The sequence below is a fragment of the Photorhabdus caribbeanensis genome (assembly GCF_018448885.1).
Lineage (GTDB): Bacteria > Pseudomonadota > Gammaproteobacteria > Enterobacterales > Enterobacteriaceae > Photorhabdus > Photorhabdus caribbeanensis.
Window position 1 is genome coordinate 195,624 of the sequence record NZ_RCWB01000001.1, and the last position, 19,839, is coordinate 215,462.

Consider the following 19,839-nt stretch of genomic DNA (forward strand, 5'->3'; position numbering starts at 1 on the left):
TTATTGTCATACGATAATTTTTAAAGTACTTTAGCGACAGTTTAGTTAAACATGTATATGGAATGACACAAAATGTGTGGTGAACAGGAGTTTGTAACTAATCCCAGAATCAAGCTACTCAGCTTTCTGGCTATTATTATTGCTTCCGTTATGGCAATTGGTGATATGGGGTTCCATATTGCGTCTTGGTCGATATGGTATGATACCACTCGTCAGGCTGTTCTTGAGGCATATAGCGATCTTATGCCGGCATTGACTGCAAAAGGATTTAAGCAATCTTTATTAAGTCAGGTGCTTTATATCTCGCTGGATACGATACCGCGGATTATATCAACGTCATCTTATATATTAATTGGCATTCTATTTTTCCGGTTTGCTAAAGGTGAAATATGGAGTAACCGTAATATTTCCGCTTCATTTATTATTGGTTTCCTGATGATTCTGGAGCAACTTCTTTACCCTGTGATTAATACATTACAAGGAATGGCGTTATCTGTGGATTTAGTAAAAGGACAACGGGTATTTAGTTTCTCGCTTGGTGTTAATTCAGAGTCTCTGTTTATTATTATGTTTGGTGTATTCCTTCTGATATTTAGCTTAATTATGCGTGAATCTAAGAAAATAAGCGATGAGCAGCGTTATTTTATCTGAGAACCATCATGAGTATTATAATAAGATTGGATGTGATCTTAGCGAAAAGGAAAGTGAAGTCTAAAGAGTTGGCTGCAATTATTGGTATTACCGAGCAAAATCTATCATTGCTGAAAAATGGCAAAATAAAAGGTATCCGTATCGAGACGTTGGAAAAAATTTGTAAACATTTACAGTGTCAGCCTGGAGATATATTGGAATATGTGGAAGATGGAGAGGATAACCGATAATACAATAAATGAAGTTATTGTGTATCTTTTGGTATCTTATACTCATTAGCTAGTTTTAAGTGCATGAAAATATTAATTATTTCATGTTTTTTATCTAGCCTGTTGCTCTTCGGTGTTAATGGAACGCCAATAAAGCAGGTTTCTCCTGGCGATAAGAATATATATTTCTCTCTGGGGGAATATTGTTCTGATATTCCTTGGAATGCCAGAAAGATAAAATGCATATTTAGATATTACTTACTCGATCGTAAAAAATAATTTCTTTTTTATATGATTTTTATTTAAATTAAATTTTTATAATATATACAGCAATTTAAGGATATTAACAATGAATAAATTTCTCATTGCTTTATTATCGACATTTTTGGTTGCGGGATGTTCCATGCCACGGCTTACTGATAGCTATATTTCAACTTGTGGTTATTTTGAATGTAATGTCACGGATATAGTTTCAGGCAGTGAAGTTAAAGTAGATAATATACGTTCTATTCCTGATATTTACCGGGATATCTCAAGCCAAGACAGACAAATTATACAATCTGGTGGAAGGCCATCTTTTGAAGATAAGAGTTACCGTATTAGAGGGACTTTTAAATTCTAATTTAATTTCTTTGGTTAATTCTTTATTTTTAGTTAAGGTATTTTTATATGAATTTTATAAGAAAAATAGCTGTTATCCCTTTATTTACCTTATTTACTGTATTGGCGGGTTGTACATCGTGGGAAAAACCAGGCGCAACTAAGTATGAAAGAGACAGGGATTACGCTGAATGCAAAGCATTGGGTTATTCTCAATTACCATCAGACTGGACCAGCGAAGTCGTTCATTCTTTCGAGACAAAACATTTTCCCTGTAAAGATAAAGACGAAAAAGAAGATAAATCTTGTAATCATTACATTACTGTGCCAAAAACTGAAATTAAGCGTTGGGATAAAAATGAATCGTCAAGGCGTTGGATAATTTCATCCTGTATGTATAGAAAAGGGTGGCATGAAGAGACGCGCTATTGGTTTTAATATAGTCCATTTTTTCCATCAGCAGGAGTTATGTGTAGCTGTTGCTGGTGGTTCCTCACATATTTGTCATTATTCCTTTCTAATAGCCAGTTTTAGCCTCTCGGTCTTATCGATTTGAGCTACATTTATAACCTGATAGCATGCAATTGTATTTAAAATCAACAGGTGATGATTTGGTCGCTATATTTTTTTATAGAGATTCAACTATTTTATTGCTGTAACGATTCAATATGCCCATTTATATGTTTAAAAAGGTTGGTTAAAATATTATCTTAGGATGTTTATTAACCTACAGGTTATCAGCTTTTGCTAATTTTTAAAAAAAATTGTTAAAATTTGCAGGTTTTTATGATTTAGCACAAGGTCTTTATGGACAGTTGGTGAATACTTTGTTACTTTTATGGCCCGGTAGTTTAAATTGGTATTACCAATTGACTTCGGCGAAGACCGAAACAATGTTTATCCATATAAGTACCTACCTTAAGTAGGCGTTATTGATGCAGGCTGTTTGAATACTGCCTAGGTTCGAAACGACAAACAAAATAGCCTAATGAGATAGGTTCTAACTGGCTTGGTTCTAACTGACTTATAGTAAATATGGCTTATAGCAAAATCCGCCAACCAAAATTATCAGATGTCATTGAGCAGCGTCTTGAACATCTCATCCTTGAAGGATCTGTGCGTCCAGGGGAGAAGTTGCCGCCTGAACGCGAGTTGGCGAAACAGTTTGATGTGTCACGCCCTTCACTGCGCGAAGCCATTCAGCGGTTAGAAGCTAAAGGTTTTCTTTTTCGCCGTCAGGGTGGGGGGACGTTTGTTCAGAGTAACCTCTGGCAAAGTTTCAGTGACCCGCTGGCACAACTACTGGCTGGGCACCCAGAATCTCAATTTGACCTCCTTGAAACCCGCCATGCTTTGGAAGGTGTTGCTGCCTATTACGCGGCACTGCGTGGAACTGACGAAGATTTTGCACGCATTCGGCAATATCACCTTGTTATTCAACAAGCTCAGGAAAGTGGTGATGTCAATGCGGAATCCGAAGCTGTTTTGCAATATCAGCTTGTCGTTGCCGAAGCTGCGCATAATGTAGTTCTCCTTCATTTATTACGCTGTATGGCACCTATGCTGGAACAAAATATCCGGCAGAATTTTGAGTTTTTGTATACCCGCCGGGAAATGCTGACGGCTGTCAGCGATCATCGGGCGAAGATTTTTGAAGCGATAATGGCGAGACAACCAGAGAAAGCCCGTGAGGCATCCCATCGCCATTTAGCTTTTATTGAAGATGTTTTATTGGATCTCAGCCGCGAGCACACTCGCCGCGAGCGATCATTACGACGTCTTCAACAGCATCAGGAATAAAATTAGCTGTGTAGATCTTGAAGTTTGCTGCGTCTGCACAGCTAAGTTGAGTCCCTTTACTGAGGGCGCTAGCGGCAACAACAGTGAGGGCCTATCTTCCAGTCATGACCGGCTGAACGTCAAAGGGTATGACGGGAAGATAGGCTCCAAAACAATCATTAGAAACAGATAACAGATAAGGAATACACCATGTCAGACATTTTGAAAAATGACGTGGATCCGATCGAAACTCGCGACTGGTTACAGGCGATCGAATCGGTCATCCGTGAAGAGGGTGTTGATCGTGCCCAGTTCTTGATTGATCAGGTACTGAACGAAGCACGTAAAGGTGGCGTGAGTGTTGCAGCCGGTGCTGCTAACCGCGATTATATCAATACCATTGCTGTTGAGGATGAGCCTGCTTACCCTGGCAATCTGGATTTGGAGCGCCGTATTCGCTCTGCTATTCGTTGGAATGCTGTGATGACCGTGTTGCGGGCATCCAAAAAAGATCTGGAATTGGGTGGTCACATGGCTTCATTCCAGTCTTCGGCAACCATGTATGAAGTTTGTTTCAACCATTTCTTCCGTGCCCGTAATGAAAATGACGGCGGCGACTTGGTTTATTTCCAAGGTCACATCTCTCCAGGCGTCTACGCGCGTGCTTTCCTTGAAGGCCGTTTAACTGAAGAGCAGATGAATAATTTCCGTCAGGAAATTCATGGCAATGGTCTCTCTTCTTATCCGCATCCGAAATTGATGCCTGAATTCTGGCAGTTCCCAACTGTTTCAATGGGATTGGGGCCAATCGGGGCGATTTATCAGGCTAAGTTCCTGAAATACCTGGAACACCGTGGTCTGAAAGATACCTCCAAGCAGACCGTTTATGCTTTCCTGGGCGACGGTGAAATGGATGAACCAGAATCTAAAGGGGCGATTACTATCGCAACTCGTGAAAAACTGGATAACTTGGTATTTGTTATCAACTGTAACCTGCAACGTCTGGATGGCCCGGTTACAGGCAATGGCAAAATCGTTAATGAGCTGGAAGGCATTTTTGATGGTGCCGGCTGGCAAGTGATCAAAGTGCTTTGGGGCGATCGTTGGGATGAACTGCTGCGTAAAGATACCAGCGGTAAATTGATCCAACTGATGAACGAAACGCTGGATGGTGATTACCAGACGTTCAAATCCAAAGATGGCGCTTATGTACGTCAGCATTTCTTTGGCCGTTACCCAGAAACTGCTGAATTAGTTAAAGATATGACTGATGACCAGATTTGGGCGCTGAACCGTGGTGGTCATGATCCTAAGAAAGTCTTTGCCGCTTTGAAAAAAGCGCAGGAAACTACCGGCAAACCAACGGTTATTCTGGCTCAGACTATCAAAGGTTACGGTATGGGTGATACGGCGGAAGGTAAAAACATCGCTCATCAGGTTAAGAAGATGAATATGGAAGGCGTTCGCCATTTCCGTGATCGTTTCAATGTGCCTGTGGCTGATGAGCAACTCGAAAATCTGCCGTATGTGACTTTTGATAAAGACTCTGAAGAGTACAAATATTTGCATGAGCGTCGTGCAGCGTTGGGTGGCTATTTGCCAAGCCGTCGTACTCATTTTGAAGAGAAACTGGAACTGCCAACGCTGGAAGATTTTGGTGCGTTGCTGGAAGAACAAAACAAAGAAATTTCTACCACTATCGCGTTCGTTCGTGCTTTGAATGTGATGTTGAAGAACAAGTCAATCAAAGATCGTCTGGTTCCAATCATTGCCGATGAAGCGCGTACTTTTGGTATGGAAGGTCTGTTCCGTCAGATCGGCATCTACAGCCCTAACGGCCAGCAGTATACTCCGCAGGACCGTGAACAGGTTGCTTACTATAAAGAAGACGCTAAAGGTCAGATTCTGCAAGAAGGCATCAATGAACTGGGTGCTGCTTCATCGTGGCTGGCGGCGGCAACGTCTTACAGCACTAATAACCTGCCAATGATTCCGTTCTACATTTACTACTCTATGTTCGGGTTCCAACGTATTGGCGACATGTGCTGGGCAGCAGGTGATCAACAGGCTCGCGGCTTCCTGATTGGGGGTACTTCCGGTCGTACAACCCTGAATGGTGAAGGTCTGCAACACGAAGATGGGCACAGTCACATTCAGTCTCTGACTATTCCTAACTGCATCTCTTACGATCCGGCATTTGCTTATGAAGTTGCTGTGATTATGCATGATGGTTTGGAGCGTATGTATGGTGAGAAACAAGAGAACATTTACTACTACATCACCACGCTGAACGAAAACTACCACATGCCGGCGATGCCAAAAGGCGCAGAAGAAGGTATTCGTAAGGGTATCTACAAGCTGGAAAGCTTGGAAGGCGACAAAGGTAAAGTTCAGCTATTAGGTTCTGGTTCTATTCTGCGTCATGTTCGTGAAGCTGCACAGATTCTGGCTAACGATTATAGTGTGGGTTCTGATGTGTACAGCGTGACTTCATTCACTGAACTGGCTCGTGATGGTCAGGATTGTGAGCGTTGGAACATGTTGCACCCAACAGAAGCGCCACGCGTACCTTATGTTGCTCAGATCATGAATGAAGCGCCGGCAGTGGCTTCTACTGACTACATGAAGCTGTTCGCAGAACAAATTCGTAACTTCATCCCTGCAAGCGAATTCCGCGTATTGGGTACTGACGGTTTCGGTCGTTCCGATAGCCGTGAAAACCTGCGTCATCATTTTGAAGTTGATGCTTCTTACGTGGTAGTTGCTGCTTTGGGTGAATTGGCTAAGCGCGGCGAGATCGACGTGAGTGTTGTGGAAGAAGCAATCAAGAAATACAACATTAACCCAGAAAAAGTTAACCCGCGTCTGGCATAAGAGGTAAAGAATCAATGGCTATCGAAATTAAGGTACCGGATATCGGTGCGGATGAAGTTGAAGTCACCGAAATCATGGTGAAAGTCGGCGACACAGTGGAAGCTGACCAATCGCTGATTACCGTGGAAGGTGATAAGGCTTCTATGGAAGTTCCATCCCCTCAGGCGGGTGTTGTTAAAGCGATCATCATTGCGGTTGGCGATAAAGTTGAAACTGGCAAACCGATTATGATTTTTGATTCCGCGGAAAGTGCTGTAGAAGCTGCGCCAGCGGAAGAGCCAGCAGCGGTAACATTGTCTTCGCGTATGGCAGAGCCAGAACCAGTAGCTTCTGCGGCTATGAATGTTCATGTACCAGATATCGGCGGTGATGAAGTCGAAGTTACCGAAGTGATGGTGAAAGTTGGCGACGCAGTGGAAGCTGAACAATCGCTGATCACCGTAGAGGGCGATAAAGCTTCTATGGAAGTACCCGCGCCATTCGCAGGTATCGTCAAAGAAATTAAAATCAAAGCCGGTGATAAAGTAGAAACCGGTTCTATGATCATGATATTCGAAGTCGCGGGTGCCGCGCCTGCTGCTCCGGCTGCCTCAGCTCCAGCGCCAGCGGCTGAACCAGAGAAAGCGGCAGCACCGGTTATTGCTAGCAGAAGCTTCGCAGAAGAAGACAAAAATGACTTCGCTGAAAATAGCGCTTATGTTCATGCAACGCCGGTGATCCGTCGTTTGGCGCGTGAATTCGGTGTTAACTTGGCTAAAGTGAAAGGTACAGGGCGTAAAGGCCGTGTTCTGCGTGAAGACGTTCAGGCTTACGTGAAAGACGCGGTTAAACGTGCTGAATCTGCTCCTGCATCAGCCGGTGGTGGTCTGCCTGGTATGCTGCCTTGGCCGAAAGTTGATTTCAGCAAATTTGGTGAAATTGAAGAAGTTGAACTGGGCCGTATTCAGAAAATCTCTGGTGCTAACCTGAGCCGTAACTGGGTGATGATCCCACATGTTACACAGTTCGACGAGACAGATATCACTGAAGTTGAAAACTTCCGCAAACAGCAGAATCAGGAAGCTGAGAAGAAACAGCTTGGCGTGAAGATTACTCCGCTGGTATTCATCATGAAAGCGGTAGCAAAAGCGCTGGAAGAGATGCCGCGCTTTAACAGCTCTATCTCGGAAGATGGTCAGAAACTGACGCTGAAAAAATACATCAACATTGGTGTGGCGGTTGATACGCCTAATGGTCTGGTGGTTCCAGTGTTCCGTGACGTTAATAAGAAAGGCATCATTGAATTGTCTCGTGAGCTGACTGAAATGTCTAAGAAAGCTCGTGCTGGCAAACTGACTGCATCTGATATGCAGGGTGGATGCTTCACTATTTCAAGTCTGGGCGGTATCGGCGGCACAGCATTTACGCCAATCGTTAATGCGCCAGAAGTGGCTATCTTGGGCGTATCTCGCTCATCAATGAAGCCGGTATGGAATGGTAAAGAGTTTGTACCACGTCTGATGTTGCCTCTGTCGCTCTCCTTCGATCACCGAGTGATCGATGGCGCTGATGGTGCGCGTTTCATCACATTTATTAATCATGCGATGAGCGATATCCGCCGTCTGGTGATGTAATCTCAAAGGCCGGCCATGTGCCGGCCTGATTGTTATTGCGGTGACAGAGGAACTACTTACATCTGGTGAGTTTTGTTGCGAGTTCTGTCACGTTAACGCGCTTTTCAGGTTATTAACAATTCTGTAAACTGCTCGCGGTGTGTAGGTCCCGGTGGAATATATCGTTTTTGGCGCCTGACCCGCCGGACAAACAATTAAGAGGTCATGATGAGTACTGAAATTAAAACCCAGGTTGTGGTGCTTGGGGCAGGTCCAGCAGGGTATTCTGCTGCTTTTCGTTGCGCGGATTTAGGTTTGGAAACCGTCCTGGTGGAACGTTACTCTACCTTGGGTGGTGTTTGTCTTAACGTTGGTTGTATCCCTTCTAAGGCATTGCTGCATGTAGCAAAAGTTATTGAGGAAGCTAAAGCGCTGGCAAATCATGGCATCGTTTTTGGTGAACCCAAAACAGACATCGAAAAAGTCCGTGTTTGGAAAGAAAAAGTTATTAATCAGCTAACCGGTGGTTTGGCTGGTATGGCTAAAGGCCGTAAAGTTAAAGTGGTTAATGGTTTTGGTAAATTTACGGGAGCTAACACCTTGGTTGTTGAAGGTGAAGGTGGCGCAACAACGATTAATTTTGATAACGCCATTATTGCCGCGGGTTCCCGTCCTATTCAACTGCCATTTATTCCTCATGATGACCCGCGCGTTTGGGATTCTACCGATGCTTTGGCGCTGACAACGGTTCCTGGCCGCTTGTTAGTGATGGGCGGCGGTATTATCGGTTTGGAAATGGGAACCGTTTACCACGCTCTGGGCTCTCAGATTGATGTCGTTGAAATGTTGGATCAGGTGATTCCTGCGGCTGATAAAGACGTGGTGAAAGTCTTTACCAAACGTATCAGCAAACAATTCAATCTGATGCTGGAAACCAAAGTTACCGTGGTAGAAGCTAAAGAAGATGGTATCTACGTCACGATGGAAGGCAAAAACGCACCGGCAGAACCACAGCGTTATGACGCGGTTCTGGTTGCCATCGGTCGTGTACCTAACGGTAAAATGCTGGATGCAGGTAAAGCCGGTGTTGAAGTTGACGACCGTGGCTTTATCCATGTTGATAAACAAATGCGCACCAATGTACCGCACATCTTTGCTATTGGCGATATCGTTGGTCAGCCTATGTTGGCGCATAAAGGTGTTCACGAAGGTCACGTTGCGGCGGAAGTTATTTCCGGTAAGAAACACTATTTTGATCCAAAAGTGATTCCATCTATTGCTTACACTGAACCAGAAGTTGCATGGGTTGGCTTGACTGAGAAAGAAGCGAAAGAGAAAGGTATTAGCTATGAAACGGCAACTTTCCCGTGGGCAGCTTCTGGCCGCGCAATTGCTTCTGATTGTGCTGACGGCATGACTAAATTGATTTTCGATAAAGAAAGCAATCGTATTATCGGTGGTGCTATTGTTGGTACTAACGGTGGTGAACTGCTAGGTGAAATCGGTCTGGCAATTGAAATGGGTTGTGATGCGGAAGATATCGCGCTGACCATCCATGCTCACCCAACGTTGCATGAATCGGTAGGTCTGGCTGCTGAAATCTTTGAAGGCAGTATTACTGATTTGCCAAATGCGAAAGCAAAGAAAAAGAAATAATTTCTTAAATCGATTAATCTAATTTGCTCAATCGGCCTCCATTTATATGGAGGCCGTTTTTTATTCTGGTATGACCTGTTTGAAGAAACATGGCATAAAAAGTATGGTTTTTGTGGGTGTTACTGGCAAAAATCAGCGGAATAATCTGTTTTAATAGCTTTGTCTGCTGTTAATTCAGAATATTACTATCAGTTAATGTTACTTTTATGTGAACGAATTAACATCGCATTCAAATTTTGGTATGCTGGATGCCCGAAGCTGGGCATAACTTGTTTGCACTTATTAAGTTATGCTGGCAATCCTCTGACCTGGCACCCGGAACCATAATTAACAACCTGTCCCTGGAGGGGCTATTGTTGCGAAAACATATGTTGTTACGCAAAGATAATAGCTTGTGAGGCAGGTTCCAAGGCGGGTGCAGAGCCGGGTAGATAAAATGACAATGAGAGCGAGGAGAAAGTCGTGCTAGAAGAATACCGCAAGCACGTAGCCGAGCGTGCAGCCCAAGGCGTCGTCCCTAAACCATTGGACGCGACACAAGCGGCGGCGCTGGTTGAGTTACTGAAGAGCCCACCAACAGGTGAAGAAGATTTCCTGTTAGATCTGCTGATTAACCGAGTTCCCCCTGGCGTTGACGAAGCGGCTTATGTAAAAGCCGGTTTTCTTGCCGCTATTGCGAAAGGCGAAACTATTTCACCACTAATCACGCCAGAAAAGGCGATTGAACTGCTTGGAACGATGCAGGGTGGTTATAATATTCATCCTTTGATTGATGCTCTGGATAATGAAAAACTGGCTCCAATTGCAGCTAAAGCGCTCTCTCATACTTTGTTGATGTTTGACAACTTCTATGATGTAGAAGAAAAAGCAAAAGCAGGTAATCCACAAGCCAAACAAATTATGCAATCTTGGGCGGATGCGCAGTGGTATCTGGAACGCCCGGAATTGGCAGAAAAAATTACAGTCACGGTATTTAAAGTGACAGGTGAAACAAACACTGACGATTTATCTCCTGCGCAGGATGCATGGTCACGCCCTGATATTCCGCTGCATGCTCTGGCAATGTTGAAAAATGCTCGCGAAGGGATTGTCCCAGATCAAGCCGGTGTTATTGGTCCAATCAAACAGATTGAAGAACTGAATAAGAAAGGCTATCCGCTGGCTTATGTCGGTGATGTTGTGGGTACAGGTTCTTCCCGCAAATCGGCCACTAACTCAGTGCTGTGGTTTATGGGCGAAGATATCCCCTTTGTGCCAAACAAACGTGGTGGTGGCGTTGTTCTGGGCGGTAAAATTGCGCCAATCTTCTTCAATACAATGGAAGATGCTGGAGCACTGCCAATAGAGATAGATGTAACCAAATTAAATATGGGTGATGTGATTGATGTCTACCCATATAAAGGAGAGGTGCGTCACCACGAAACCAATGAGTTGCTGGCTGAATTCGAACTGAAAACCGATGTATTGTTAGATGAAGTTCGTGCTGGTGGTCGTATTCCACTGATTATTGGCCGTGGTTTGACCAGTAAGGCGCGTGAGTCTCTTGGCTTACCCCCCAGCGATGTCTTCCGTCAGGCGAAAGCGGTTGAGGAAAGTAGTCGCGGTTTCTCCCTGGCTCAGAAAATGGTTGGCCGGGCATGTGGCACGACGGGTATTCGTCCAGGTGAGTATTGTGAACCTAAAATGACCTCTGTTGGTTCTCAGGATACAACTGGCCCAATGACCCGTGATGAACTGAAAGATCTGGCGTGTTTGGGTTTCTCTGCGGATCTGGTAATGCAATCATTCTGCCATACGGCTGCTTATCCTAAGCCAGTTGATGTCACTACACACCATACCTTGCCTGACTTTATTATGAACCGTGGCGGCGTTTCTCTGCGTCCGGGCGATGGCATCATTCACTCATGGCTGAACCGTATGCTGTTGCCTGATACGGTTGGTACTGGTGGTGATTCCCATACCCGTTTCCCAATAGGTATTTCTTTCCCGGCAGGTTCTGGCCTGGTGGCGTTTGCTGCTGCGACGGGGGTGATGCCTTTGGATATGCCAGAATCGGTGTTGGTTCGTTTTAAAGGGCAGATGCAACCTGGTATTACTTTGCGTGATTTGGTTCATGCGATTCCTTACTATGCGATTCAGCAAGGTCTTTTGACGGTTGAAAAGAAAGGTAAGAAAAACATCTTCTCTGGTCGTATCCTCGAAATCGAAGGTTTGCCAGATCTGAAAGTTGAGCAGGCGTTTGAGCTGGCGGATGCTTCTGCGGAGCGCTCTGCGGCGGGCTGTACCATTAAATTGGATAAAGCGCCGATTATTGAATACCTGCAATCTAATATTGTGTTGTTGAAATGGATGATTGCCGAAGGTTATGGTGATCGTCGCACACTGGAACGCCGCGTAACGGGTATGGAAAACTGGCTGAAAGATCCTCAATTGCTGGAAGCCGATGCTGATGCAGAATATGCAGCAGTTATCGAAATCGATCTGGCCGAAATTAAAGAACCTATTCTATGCGCGCCGAACGATCCAGATGATGCTCGTTTACTGTCTGATGTGGCGAACAGTAAAATCGATGAAGTTTTTATCGGTTCTTGTATGACTAACATTGGTCATTTCCGTGCAGCCGGTAAGTTATTGGATCAACATAAAGGTCAATTACCAACTCGTTTGTGGGTTGCTCCGCCAACGAAAATGGATGCGGCTCAACTCACAGAGGAAGGTTATTACAGCATCTTTGGTAAGAGTGGAGCACGGGTTGAAATTCCTGGTTGTTCCTTGTGTATGGGGAACCAGGCACGTGTTGCTGATGGTGTAACTGTGGTTTCTACTTCGACTCGTAACTTCCCGAATCGTCTGGGGACAGGGGCGAATGTTTACCTGGCATCGGCTGAACTGGCTGCTGTAGCTTCTCTGTTGGGACGTTTGCCAACACCGGAAGAGTACCAGCAATTTATGGCTAAAGTTGATGAGACCGCGGAAGATACTTACCGTTATCTCAATTTTGATCAACTAAACCAATACACCGAAAAAGCGGATGATGTGATTTTCCAAACTGCGGTGTAATGCCGATATATTGCAATACGAATGAATGGGAGGTAAAAACCTCCCATTTTAGTTACTGGCTTTTAATGTTTCGCCTATCACTGCTGAGTGTTTATCAATGATAAAACAAGTGCTAAGAAAGGTCGTTTTTTGCTTATCAGTGTGGTTTTAAAATCAGGAAAAAAGAGTAAGAGTGTCGTTAAAAAACAGATAAAAACTTTAATCATTAAAGGTAAAAAGAGTGATTAACGATTTTTTAAAGTGGGTGAAAAATTTGATGATATCATTGACATTAAAAGGGAAAATGTCTGGAAAAATGGATTTTAAATTGATTAATAAGGGTGGGTAATGACAATATTAACCGTGTTGAGAAAATTAGTGGCGAAAAAAATAAAAACGCTTGTCGGCATTAAAAACCATTAAAGAAGTTGGCTGTAATTTTAATGTTACTAACAAACCTGTTGCTCTTTTTGGTTTTAAACCTAAAAAATGAAAACAGAAAAAGCCTGATTTTAGGCATAGCAAAATTCACAAATAAATGATTTTACAGTGTATGAACTGGATTACTTACAATGTTATTATGTTGCATTTATTATGCAAAATCATGATAACTTAAATACGTTGGTTTAAATGGGTTTTACACTGTTTTAATCTGTCCGATTGTTATGATTTTTTCTCTTTTTTCAATGGTATAGAAATTCCTCTCCTTTTTTAAATGGTTTTTTCAGTATCCTAAAATGGAAGGTAAAATCCGCTATTTTATTATCTCATTATCTTTTATAAATGATGCTGATTTTATAGCAAACTGTCATAAAATAGGCGAGGTTAAAAACTTTTTATGCAGTATTTAATTGTTGATTAAACATTTAAATTTCTCATGAAAATTTGCGTAATTCTATTTATAGTGATAATTGGCGCGTCTAATTATTCTTAGACGTGCCAGCAATATTTGTGATGTTGAACATTGATTAGTAGGATAGTTATTCCCAAAGAATGAAAATTATATTTCATAATCAAAGACGATGATATCGTTGACAGAATCTATAAGCAGATCTTTTAATTTGTCATGCTTAGGGTGAGACAAATAATTTGAAATAGCCTTTTGATCATCAAATGTCATGGTGATGGCATGTGTAAAACCTTTATTTTTATTTTCACTACTTACATTACTTCCCCATTCAACGGCAGAAATACCTGAGATTTGATGCTGCATAGAAATTGCTGTGTCTCTTATCATCATTAATTGTTGTTCTTTTATTTCGGGTGTGAATTTTAACAAAAGAATATGACGTATCATAATGGCTCCTAAGAAGTGGCTTTGTTTTTCCAGACAAGATAGAAAATAACTGGTTGTATTGCAAGATTCTTGAATATACCTCATCGATTAGCGGATGTGTGTTCGATTTTGCTGTTTTTGTTTCTCTGAGATATTATTAATTATAGTGTATTTGTTTATATTTGCACTGAGGCTGAACTCTTCTCCGATGAAAGCCATAGCGGACACAAACTTCAAGGGTAGCTTAGGGTGGACATTGCGGTTATCTAGGTGCAAACCATATCGTTGTGTCAGCATAGAGGCGTTAATCTCACACTTCTTGTCAGTTTGTGGGCTGATTCTGGGGCGGAATTGCTAGAAAATTTAGAACGGAAAGAACGCACCGGAGGTTAATGATGGACTACGAATTTTTGCTGGATGTCACTGGGAAGGTGACTAGCCGATTCTCAATGGATCATGAAGCTATTGGTCAGTGGCTGAATGAAGAAGTTAACGGTGATTTAACGGTGATCGATAAGGTTGCCGCAGCGCTAGCTGAAATTAAAGGTAGTGAACGTCAATGGCAACTTGTGGGTCACGAATATACGCTGTTAATGGATGACGAAGAAGTTATGATTCGCGCTAATCAGCTTGAGTTTGAAACTGATTCGGTGGAGGAGGGCATGAGCTATTACGATAATGAGAGCCTGGCTTTTTGTGGCACCAAGGATTTTCTTGATATGTTGACTGATTATCGGGACTTTATTTTAAAAAACGATTGGTAAGAAGCTGTATATAGGCAAAAAGAATTCTCTGGCACGATAGGTTTTGTTCTTACTGTTAACGGTTGCTATGAAGGATAGTCATTGAGTCATTTTACTCACTTATAGTTGAATAGCTAAAGAATCAAGGTGGTTTTAATGGAAGATATCAATCTGTCTGGTGGCATTAATGAAGCTACAAGCTGGCTTATTAATCATCAGGATTTAATCATTCAATATCTGGTCAATACTGTTGCTGCTATTCTGATTCTTGTTCTGGGATTGATGGCGGCGAAACTCATTAGTAAAGGCGTAAGAAGAGTTATGTCATTGCGTGGCATTGATGTAACGGTATCAGATTTCTTGGCTGCTATTGTTCGTTACTCGATTATTGCGTTTACTATTATTGCAGTTTTGGGCAAATTAGGTGTTCAGACGGCTTCTGTCATTGCGGTTATCGGTGCTGCTGGTTTGGCTGTTGGTTTGGCTTTACAAGGTTCTTTATCCAACTTTGCCGCGGGAGTATTGCTGGTGGCTTTTCGTCCAATCCGTGCGGGCGAATATGTTATTCTGGGCGCAGTTGAGGGCACGGTTGTTCAGGTGCAGATTTTCTCTACTACATTGCGTACAGCGGATGACAAGATCGTCGTAATCCCGAACGGGAAAATTATTGCTGATAATGTTATTAATACCAGCCGTGAACCGAATCGCCGAACTCAGATTATGGTCGGTGTTGCGTATAATGCGGATATTGATGAAGTTAAAAAAGTATTAGGTGATGTTATTGCCGCAGACAACCGTATTCAGCATGATAAAGGCGTGACGATTCGTTTGCATGAAATGGCGCCTTCTTCACTGAATTTTATTGTGCGTGTATGGACGACCAATGGTGATGCTTGGGAGGTTTATTGGGATTTGATGGAAAATTTTAAACGTACATTGGATCAACACAATATCAGCATTCCTTATCCACAAATGGATGTATATTTGCATCAGAACCAAGCTATGGCGCGGAATAAGATGAGTGATTAGTCAGAGGACATGGGATAATAACCATCTAATAGTGTGAATAGAATGTAAGTTTTTACCAGTAAATTAGCGCCGCGTTATGAATAGCACGGCGCTCTGTTCTCCTGACTTATTTTATTGACATAAGGTATTAAAGTTGTTTTTGATAAAATCATCGTTGATATCTTCTGTCAGTGCTATTTTCTTGTTATCAGATAAGCAAAGGACAGCGGATGAAACATCTGAAGTATGGAAATTAATGTCAGCAGTGACTATGCCATCACCTTTTTCACCTTGTATTTTTAGAATAAAACGCTCACAGCCTTTTTTACATAAGAAAGGCTGATAGTTACTGAGTTCTACGTCTGTAATATTTGCTGTACCAATATAATATCCAATTATTTCATGGTGGTTTAATGTCTCTTCAACATCATTTCGCAGCAAATAGTAGTTTCTGATAGTAAGAGTAGCAATAATAATGATGACTAATAGCATGAAACCGGTAATTTTTTTCAAAATAATCCCTTCCTCTTAATTTTCATAGCATTGATAGATTCATTAACGCTTTTAATGTGTATTGGCTTGATTTCCTTTGAATTAATCAAATAGTTTTCCTATAAAAATCTGCTTTTTGGTTGGTTATTAAAATTTCTTATGATCAATTAGAAGCATTTATTTCCTCTAATGAGCTATTCTTCTTAATATTCTGAACATTGAAATAGCAAAGTGAATAATTATTGAGGAGTTTTTTTATGTTATCGACATTTGTGCAGGGTTTTTTTCTTAGCGCAGCAATGATTTTGCCTCTTGGTCCACAAAATGCCTTTGTGATGCAGCAAGGTAGCAGGAGACAATTTCATTTGATGAGCGCAACTTTGTGCGCGATCAGTGATGGTTTTCTGATTGGTGTCGGTGTATTTGGTGGTAGTGCATTACTTAGTCAGTCAACTTTACTCTTGCAATTTGTCACCTGGGGGGGTGTTGCTTTTTTATTCTGGTATGGATGGGGGGCTTTACGGGTGGTTTTGTTTGCCAATATTGAACAAGTGCAGGCCAGTAGTACAGCAAAAAACCGTTGGCGGGTCATTGCGATTATCTTTGCGGTCACTTGGTTAAATCCGCATGTTTATTTAGATACCATTGTTGTTCTGGGCAGTATTGGTGGTCAGTTATCCTCAGAACTCAGGCCCTGGTTTACTTTTGGTGCGGCAAGCGCTTCTGTTAGTTGGTTTTTTTCTCTGTCATTGTTGGCTGCATGGTTTTCCCCGGTGTTAAGTAAGCCGCTTTCTCAACGGATTATTAATGGGTTTATCTGTGTCATTATGTGGTATATCGCATGGCAACTTGCTAAGCAGGGATTACTAATTTCTGATTGAGCTGGACACTTTTTTGCATGCAGTCTCTGTGTTAGTGTTTTATTCATCCCATATATATTTCGGTTTTTCCGTGGGATGAACATTTTCTGTAACAGGTTTTCTTCGGAGGTTGTGTGAAATTGAAATCATTAGGGTTGGCCGCCATGTTAAGTGCCGGGGTGCCGCTTGCTGCACAGGCTGCTGATTTACCCGGAGTCCCTCATATTATTACTTCTGGTAATGCGATAGTGAAAGCTGAACCGGATATAGCAACGTTGATGATTAACGTCAATATTTCTGCTAAAGATGCATCTGGAGCTAAAAAGCAGGTTGATGAGCTGGTTGCTAAATATTTTGATTTTCTGAAAAAGAACGGTATTGAAAAGAAAGATATTGATGCCGCGAACTTGCGTACTCAGCCTGATTATGAGTATGACAATGTATCTGGCAAATCAGTATTGAAAGGCTATCGTGCGATCCGTACAGTGGAGGTGAAGGTTCGTAAGTTAGATCAACTTAATGATCTGCTAGATGGTGCATTAAAAGCGGGTTTGAACGAAATCGTATCTGTTCAGTTTGGGGTGGACAATCCGCAAAAATATCGTGATGAAGCCCGCCAGAAAGCCATTGAAAATGCGATTGAACAAGCTGGTGCGCTAGCGAAAGGCTTTAATAGCAAACTTGGTTCGATATACAGTATCAATTACCGAGCGCCAGAGATAATTGACCATATGAAGTATCGCAATGCTGATGTGATGATGGCGGGAGGCGCTGCTGCTGGAGTGGGTGAAACTTACCAGCAGGATAGCATCAATTTCAACGATCAGGTTGATGTTGTGTTTGAACTAAAACATTAATCCATGTCATCTTGTCTTAACATCTGACGCCCAAGTTTCAACAGGGCGTCAGTCACTTTTTTCATGGTCCTGCTTTCCGGTGCGAAACGATGCCAATAGAGCATCCGGCGCTGACATAAACCCGGAGTCAGGTCGATCAGTTCACCATTCTTCAATTCCTGATCAATCTGTAAATGAGGGATCATACAACAGGTGGAACCCTGTTTTGCCAGTTGTACAAAGGCTTCAGATGAGTTGACGATATGACATGGAACGCTACCCGGAGATAACTCGAAGTTCTGTTGTAGAAATGCCTGATGCATATCATCCAGATGATCGAATGCAACCGCAGGAGCTTTTAGTAACGCTGAACGGGTAACTCCATTTGGGAAATAACGGTCAGCAAATTCTGGTGAGGCGACAAACAGATAATCCAGTGCGCCTAATTTATCGACCAGACAACTAGGTAAGGGTTGTGGTTGAATACTGACCGCGCCAACGACTTCACCTCTTCTTAACTGTTCCTGAGTTCGAGTTTCATCTTCAACTTGAATATTGAGTCGGATAGGCAAATCAGCAAGTACCGGATGTAGTGCCGGTAACAGCCAGGTTGCTAAGCTGTCAGCGTTGACTGCCAATGAAAGCAGCAATGGCGTATCTGTCCCTTGTTCATCGCCTAACCATTGTTCTTCCAACAACTCTACCTGATGTAATAGTGCGAGTAGTTTTTGTCCTTGTTCGGTGGGGCGCGGAGGAACGGTGCGTACTAGCAGAGGCTGACCGAATAGATTTTCCAACTGTTTGATACGTTGAGAAACCGCGGATTGAGTGATACAGAGTTTCTGGGCGGCGCGTTCGAAACCACGTTCACGGACAACAGCATCCAAGGCTTGCAGTGTTCGATAATCAGGACGTTTCATTACAGAAAGATTCTCCATTTATGTTTCCGTATAGCACTATGCCATATTTTTCTGATGGATGAGGCAATTTATCTGATGTGTTGTAAAACCTCACCTGCTAAAGATTACGGATGTGGCATCCAATTTTGAATAAATTTCGTTGATTGGCGGCCCTTATGGGAAGGTGGTTCCATTTTTTGAAGATTACGTTTGTTAACGTGGTTGAATAAATAATATGCTCAGGGAACACCAACTGTGTGAAGTTGTTTTGGTTAGCTTAATAATTAGCTTTTGATTGAATTAAGGTGAGTGAATTAAGGATTGTTTGCATGTTTCGTTTAAGTATGGATTTTTCATAAAATTGTCTAAAAGACGTTGCTTTAGGCTATTTAATAACAATAAAAATGTAGGTAAGGTTGCTTTATTATGCTGTCACTGAAACATGTTGCACAATTAACATATAATACTTTGCAATCATATATGGATCAGAGAGGAATAGATTTGGCTGTTGGTCCTATCTCTGACAGCGATGCAAACATGCTAACGGGAGTGTATGGTGAGCTTAACTGGGGCTATTATATTACAGAGATCGGTAATCGACATGACTGTTTCAGCTTATGTATAAAATTTGTCATATCAAGGGAAAATCTTCAAATTGAGTCTGCTCCGGCTGGGGTCGCTTTGTCTACATACGATTTAAGCGATAAGAGTTTTAACATCCATGTATTAGAAAATTTTGTGAAGGATACAGAAAATCATCCATTGCATAGAAAGATGCTTTTGTATACTCTGTATGCGACATTGATTTTTATGAATATGTCTGGTGGTGAAGATATTAGAATTCATGAACCTGTTAAGGATAAAATAGCTTACTATCGTTTGTTTGGTTTTGAGCTAGAGCGCTGCGGATATGTAATGTCATGTGATATTAAGACATTAACGGCAAAGTTGAAGAGTAGGTCTAAGGGGTTAATTCTTTGATATCTCTGTGTTTATATGTGCGTTATGGTATCCAAGTAGACTAGGTAGAACCAAGTAAAATAGCTATTTTGTTCATTTAGATTTGTTGCGATGGTCATAACAGAGAGATTTTGTCGGGAATTTTTTGTCTTGTATGACGAAATCAGTTCAGTAATGTGAAGTTGTTTTATGAGGTGTTGCTAATGAGAACACAAAAAGAACCGATGTTCGATACCATTCAAACGTATAAAAAAGCTGGAGAGACCTTGGATTTTCTCATGAAAGTAGGTCCGGCTTTGGAAGAACATGCGCGGGCACCAAGCCAGGAAAAGCAAGGTCGTCGTCGCAACAAAGAAGCAGCATAA

At 42.2% G+C, this 19,839-nt stretch carries 18 protein-coding genes; 15 read left to right on the forward strand and 3 right to left on the reverse strand.

Features of this window, described 5'->3' with window-relative positions:
* Nucleotides 1–72: 72 nt before the first annotated feature.
* From EAE90_RS01065 to acnB, 9 genes are all read left to right on the forward strand, one after another.
* Entirely contained in the window at nucleotides 73–651 is a 579-nt protein-coding gene (locus tag EAE90_RS01065) for a hypothetical protein (protein ID WP_214051884.1), read from the forward strand.
* A gap of 8 nt (nucleotides 652–659) precedes the next feature.
* Nucleotides 660–881 (forward strand): helix-turn-helix domain-containing protein, encoded by a 222-nt coding sequence (locus tag EAE90_RS01070; protein ID WP_011147794.1) that lies wholly within the window; start codon nucleotides 660–662, stop codon nucleotides 879–881.
* A 328-nt stretch (nucleotides 882–1,209) separates the two neighbouring features.
* Entirely contained in the window at nucleotides 1,210–1,482 is a 273-nt protein-coding gene (locus EAE90_RS01075; RefSeq protein ID WP_214051885.1) for a lipoprotein, read from the forward strand.
* 47 nt (nucleotides 1,483–1,529) lie between these two features.
* The gene (locus EAE90_RS01080; protein WP_214051886.1) at nucleotides 1,530–1,898 is read left to right on the forward strand and encodes a hypothetical protein; all 369 of its coding nucleotides are present in this window, start codon (nucleotides 1,530–1,532) and stop codon (nucleotides 1,896–1,898) included.
* Between the two features lie 597 nt (nucleotides 1,899–2,495).
* Nucleotides 2,496–3,260, forward strand: coding sequence for a pyruvate dehydrogenase complex transcriptional repressor PdhR (gene pdhR, locus EAE90_RS01085; RefSeq protein ID WP_214051887.1), 765 nt, complete (start codon nucleotides 2,496–2,498; stop codon nucleotides 3,258–3,260).
* A 189-nt stretch (nucleotides 3,261–3,449) separates the two neighbouring features.
* Nucleotides 3,450–6,113, forward strand: a complete 2,664-nt coding sequence (aceE, locus tag EAE90_RS01090; RefSeq protein ID WP_214051888.1) for a pyruvate dehydrogenase (acetyl-transferring), homodimeric type — start codon at nucleotides 3,450–3,452, stop codon at nucleotides 6,111–6,113.
* Between the two features lie 14 nt (nucleotides 6,114–6,127).
* A complete protein-coding gene (gene aceF, locus EAE90_RS01095) occupies nucleotides 6,128–7,726 on the forward strand; it encodes a pyruvate dehydrogenase complex dihydrolipoyllysine-residue acetyltransferase (RefSeq protein WP_214051889.1) in 1,599 nt (532 codons plus the stop codon).
* Between the two features lie 207 nt (nucleotides 7,727–7,933).
* Nucleotides 7,934–9,361 (forward strand): dihydrolipoyl dehydrogenase, encoded by a 1,428-nt coding sequence (gene lpdA, locus EAE90_RS01100; RefSeq protein WP_214052032.1) that lies wholly within the window; start codon nucleotides 7,934–7,936, stop codon nucleotides 9,359–9,361.
* Nucleotides 9,362–9,823: 462 nt separating this feature from the next.
* Nucleotides 9,824–12,421, forward strand: coding sequence for a bifunctional aconitate hydratase 2/2-methylisocitrate dehydratase (gene acnB, locus EAE90_RS01105; protein WP_214051890.1), 2,598 nt, complete (start codon nucleotides 9,824–9,826; stop codon nucleotides 12,419–12,421).
* A gap of 979 nt (nucleotides 12,422–13,400) precedes the next feature.
* Here acnB and EAE90_RS01110 read toward each other — a convergent pair.
* Entirely contained in the window at nucleotides 13,401–13,697 is a 297-nt protein-coding gene (locus tag EAE90_RS01110) for a Dabb family protein (RefSeq protein ID WP_214051891.1), read from the reverse strand.
* 374 nt (nucleotides 13,698–14,071) lie between these two features.
* On the opposite strand from EAE90_RS01110, the gene EAE90_RS01115 reads away from it, so the two are divergent.
* On the forward strand, nucleotides 14,072–14,440 hold the full coding sequence (locus EAE90_RS01115; RefSeq protein ID WP_214052033.1) for a YacL family protein: 369 nt from the start codon (nucleotides 14,072–14,074) through the stop codon (nucleotides 14,438–14,440).
* 135 nt (nucleotides 14,441–14,575) lie between these two features.
* On the forward strand, nucleotides 14,576–15,448 hold the full coding sequence (gene mscS / locus EAE90_RS01120; protein ID WP_214051892.1) for a small-conductance mechanosensitive channel MscS: 873 nt from the start codon (nucleotides 14,576–14,578) through the stop codon (nucleotides 15,446–15,448).
* Nucleotides 15,449–15,559: 111 nt separating this feature from the next.
* Here the strand turns inward: mscS and EAE90_RS01125 are convergent, their stop codons facing one another.
* Nucleotides 15,560–15,940 (reverse strand): hypothetical protein, encoded by a 381-nt coding sequence (locus tag EAE90_RS01125; RefSeq protein WP_214051893.1) that lies wholly within the window; start codon nucleotides 15,938–15,940, stop codon nucleotides 15,560–15,562.
* Nucleotides 15,941–16,176: 236 nt separating this feature from the next.
* On the opposite strand from EAE90_RS01125, the gene argO reads away from it, so the two are divergent.
* Both argO and EAE90_RS01135 read left to right on the forward strand, forming a co-directional pair.
* Nucleotides 16,177–16,800: an arginine exporter ArgO gene (gene argO / locus EAE90_RS01130; RefSeq protein WP_036810765.1), complete on the forward strand. Its 624-nt coding sequence runs from the start codon at nucleotides 16,177–16,179 to the stop codon at nucleotides 16,798–16,800.
* A 113-nt stretch (nucleotides 16,801–16,913) separates the two neighbouring features.
* Entirely contained in the window at nucleotides 16,914–17,636 is a 723-nt protein-coding gene (locus tag EAE90_RS01135) for an oxidative stress defense protein (protein WP_214051894.1), read from the forward strand.
* Here the strand turns inward: EAE90_RS01135 and EAE90_RS01140 are convergent.
* Complete coding sequence (locus tag EAE90_RS01140) at nucleotides 17,633–18,535, reverse strand: LysR family transcriptional regulator ArgP (protein ID WP_214052034.1); 903 nt, start codon at nucleotides 18,533–18,535, stop codon at nucleotides 17,633–17,635. The two genes, EAE90_RS01135 and EAE90_RS01140, sit on opposite strands and share 4 nt — an antisense overlap.
* Before the next feature lie 405 nt (nucleotides 18,536–18,940).
* Between EAE90_RS01140 and EAE90_RS01145 the strand changes: the two genes are divergently transcribed.
* Complete coding sequence (locus EAE90_RS01145; RefSeq protein WP_214051895.1) at nucleotides 18,941–19,495, forward strand: hypothetical protein; 555 nt, start codon at nucleotides 18,941–18,943, stop codon at nucleotides 19,493–19,495.
* A gap of 182 nt (nucleotides 19,496–19,677) precedes the next feature.
* A complete protein-coding gene (locus tag EAE90_RS01150) occupies nucleotides 19,678–19,839 on the forward strand; it encodes a hypothetical protein (protein ID WP_214051896.1) in 162 nt (53 codons plus the stop codon).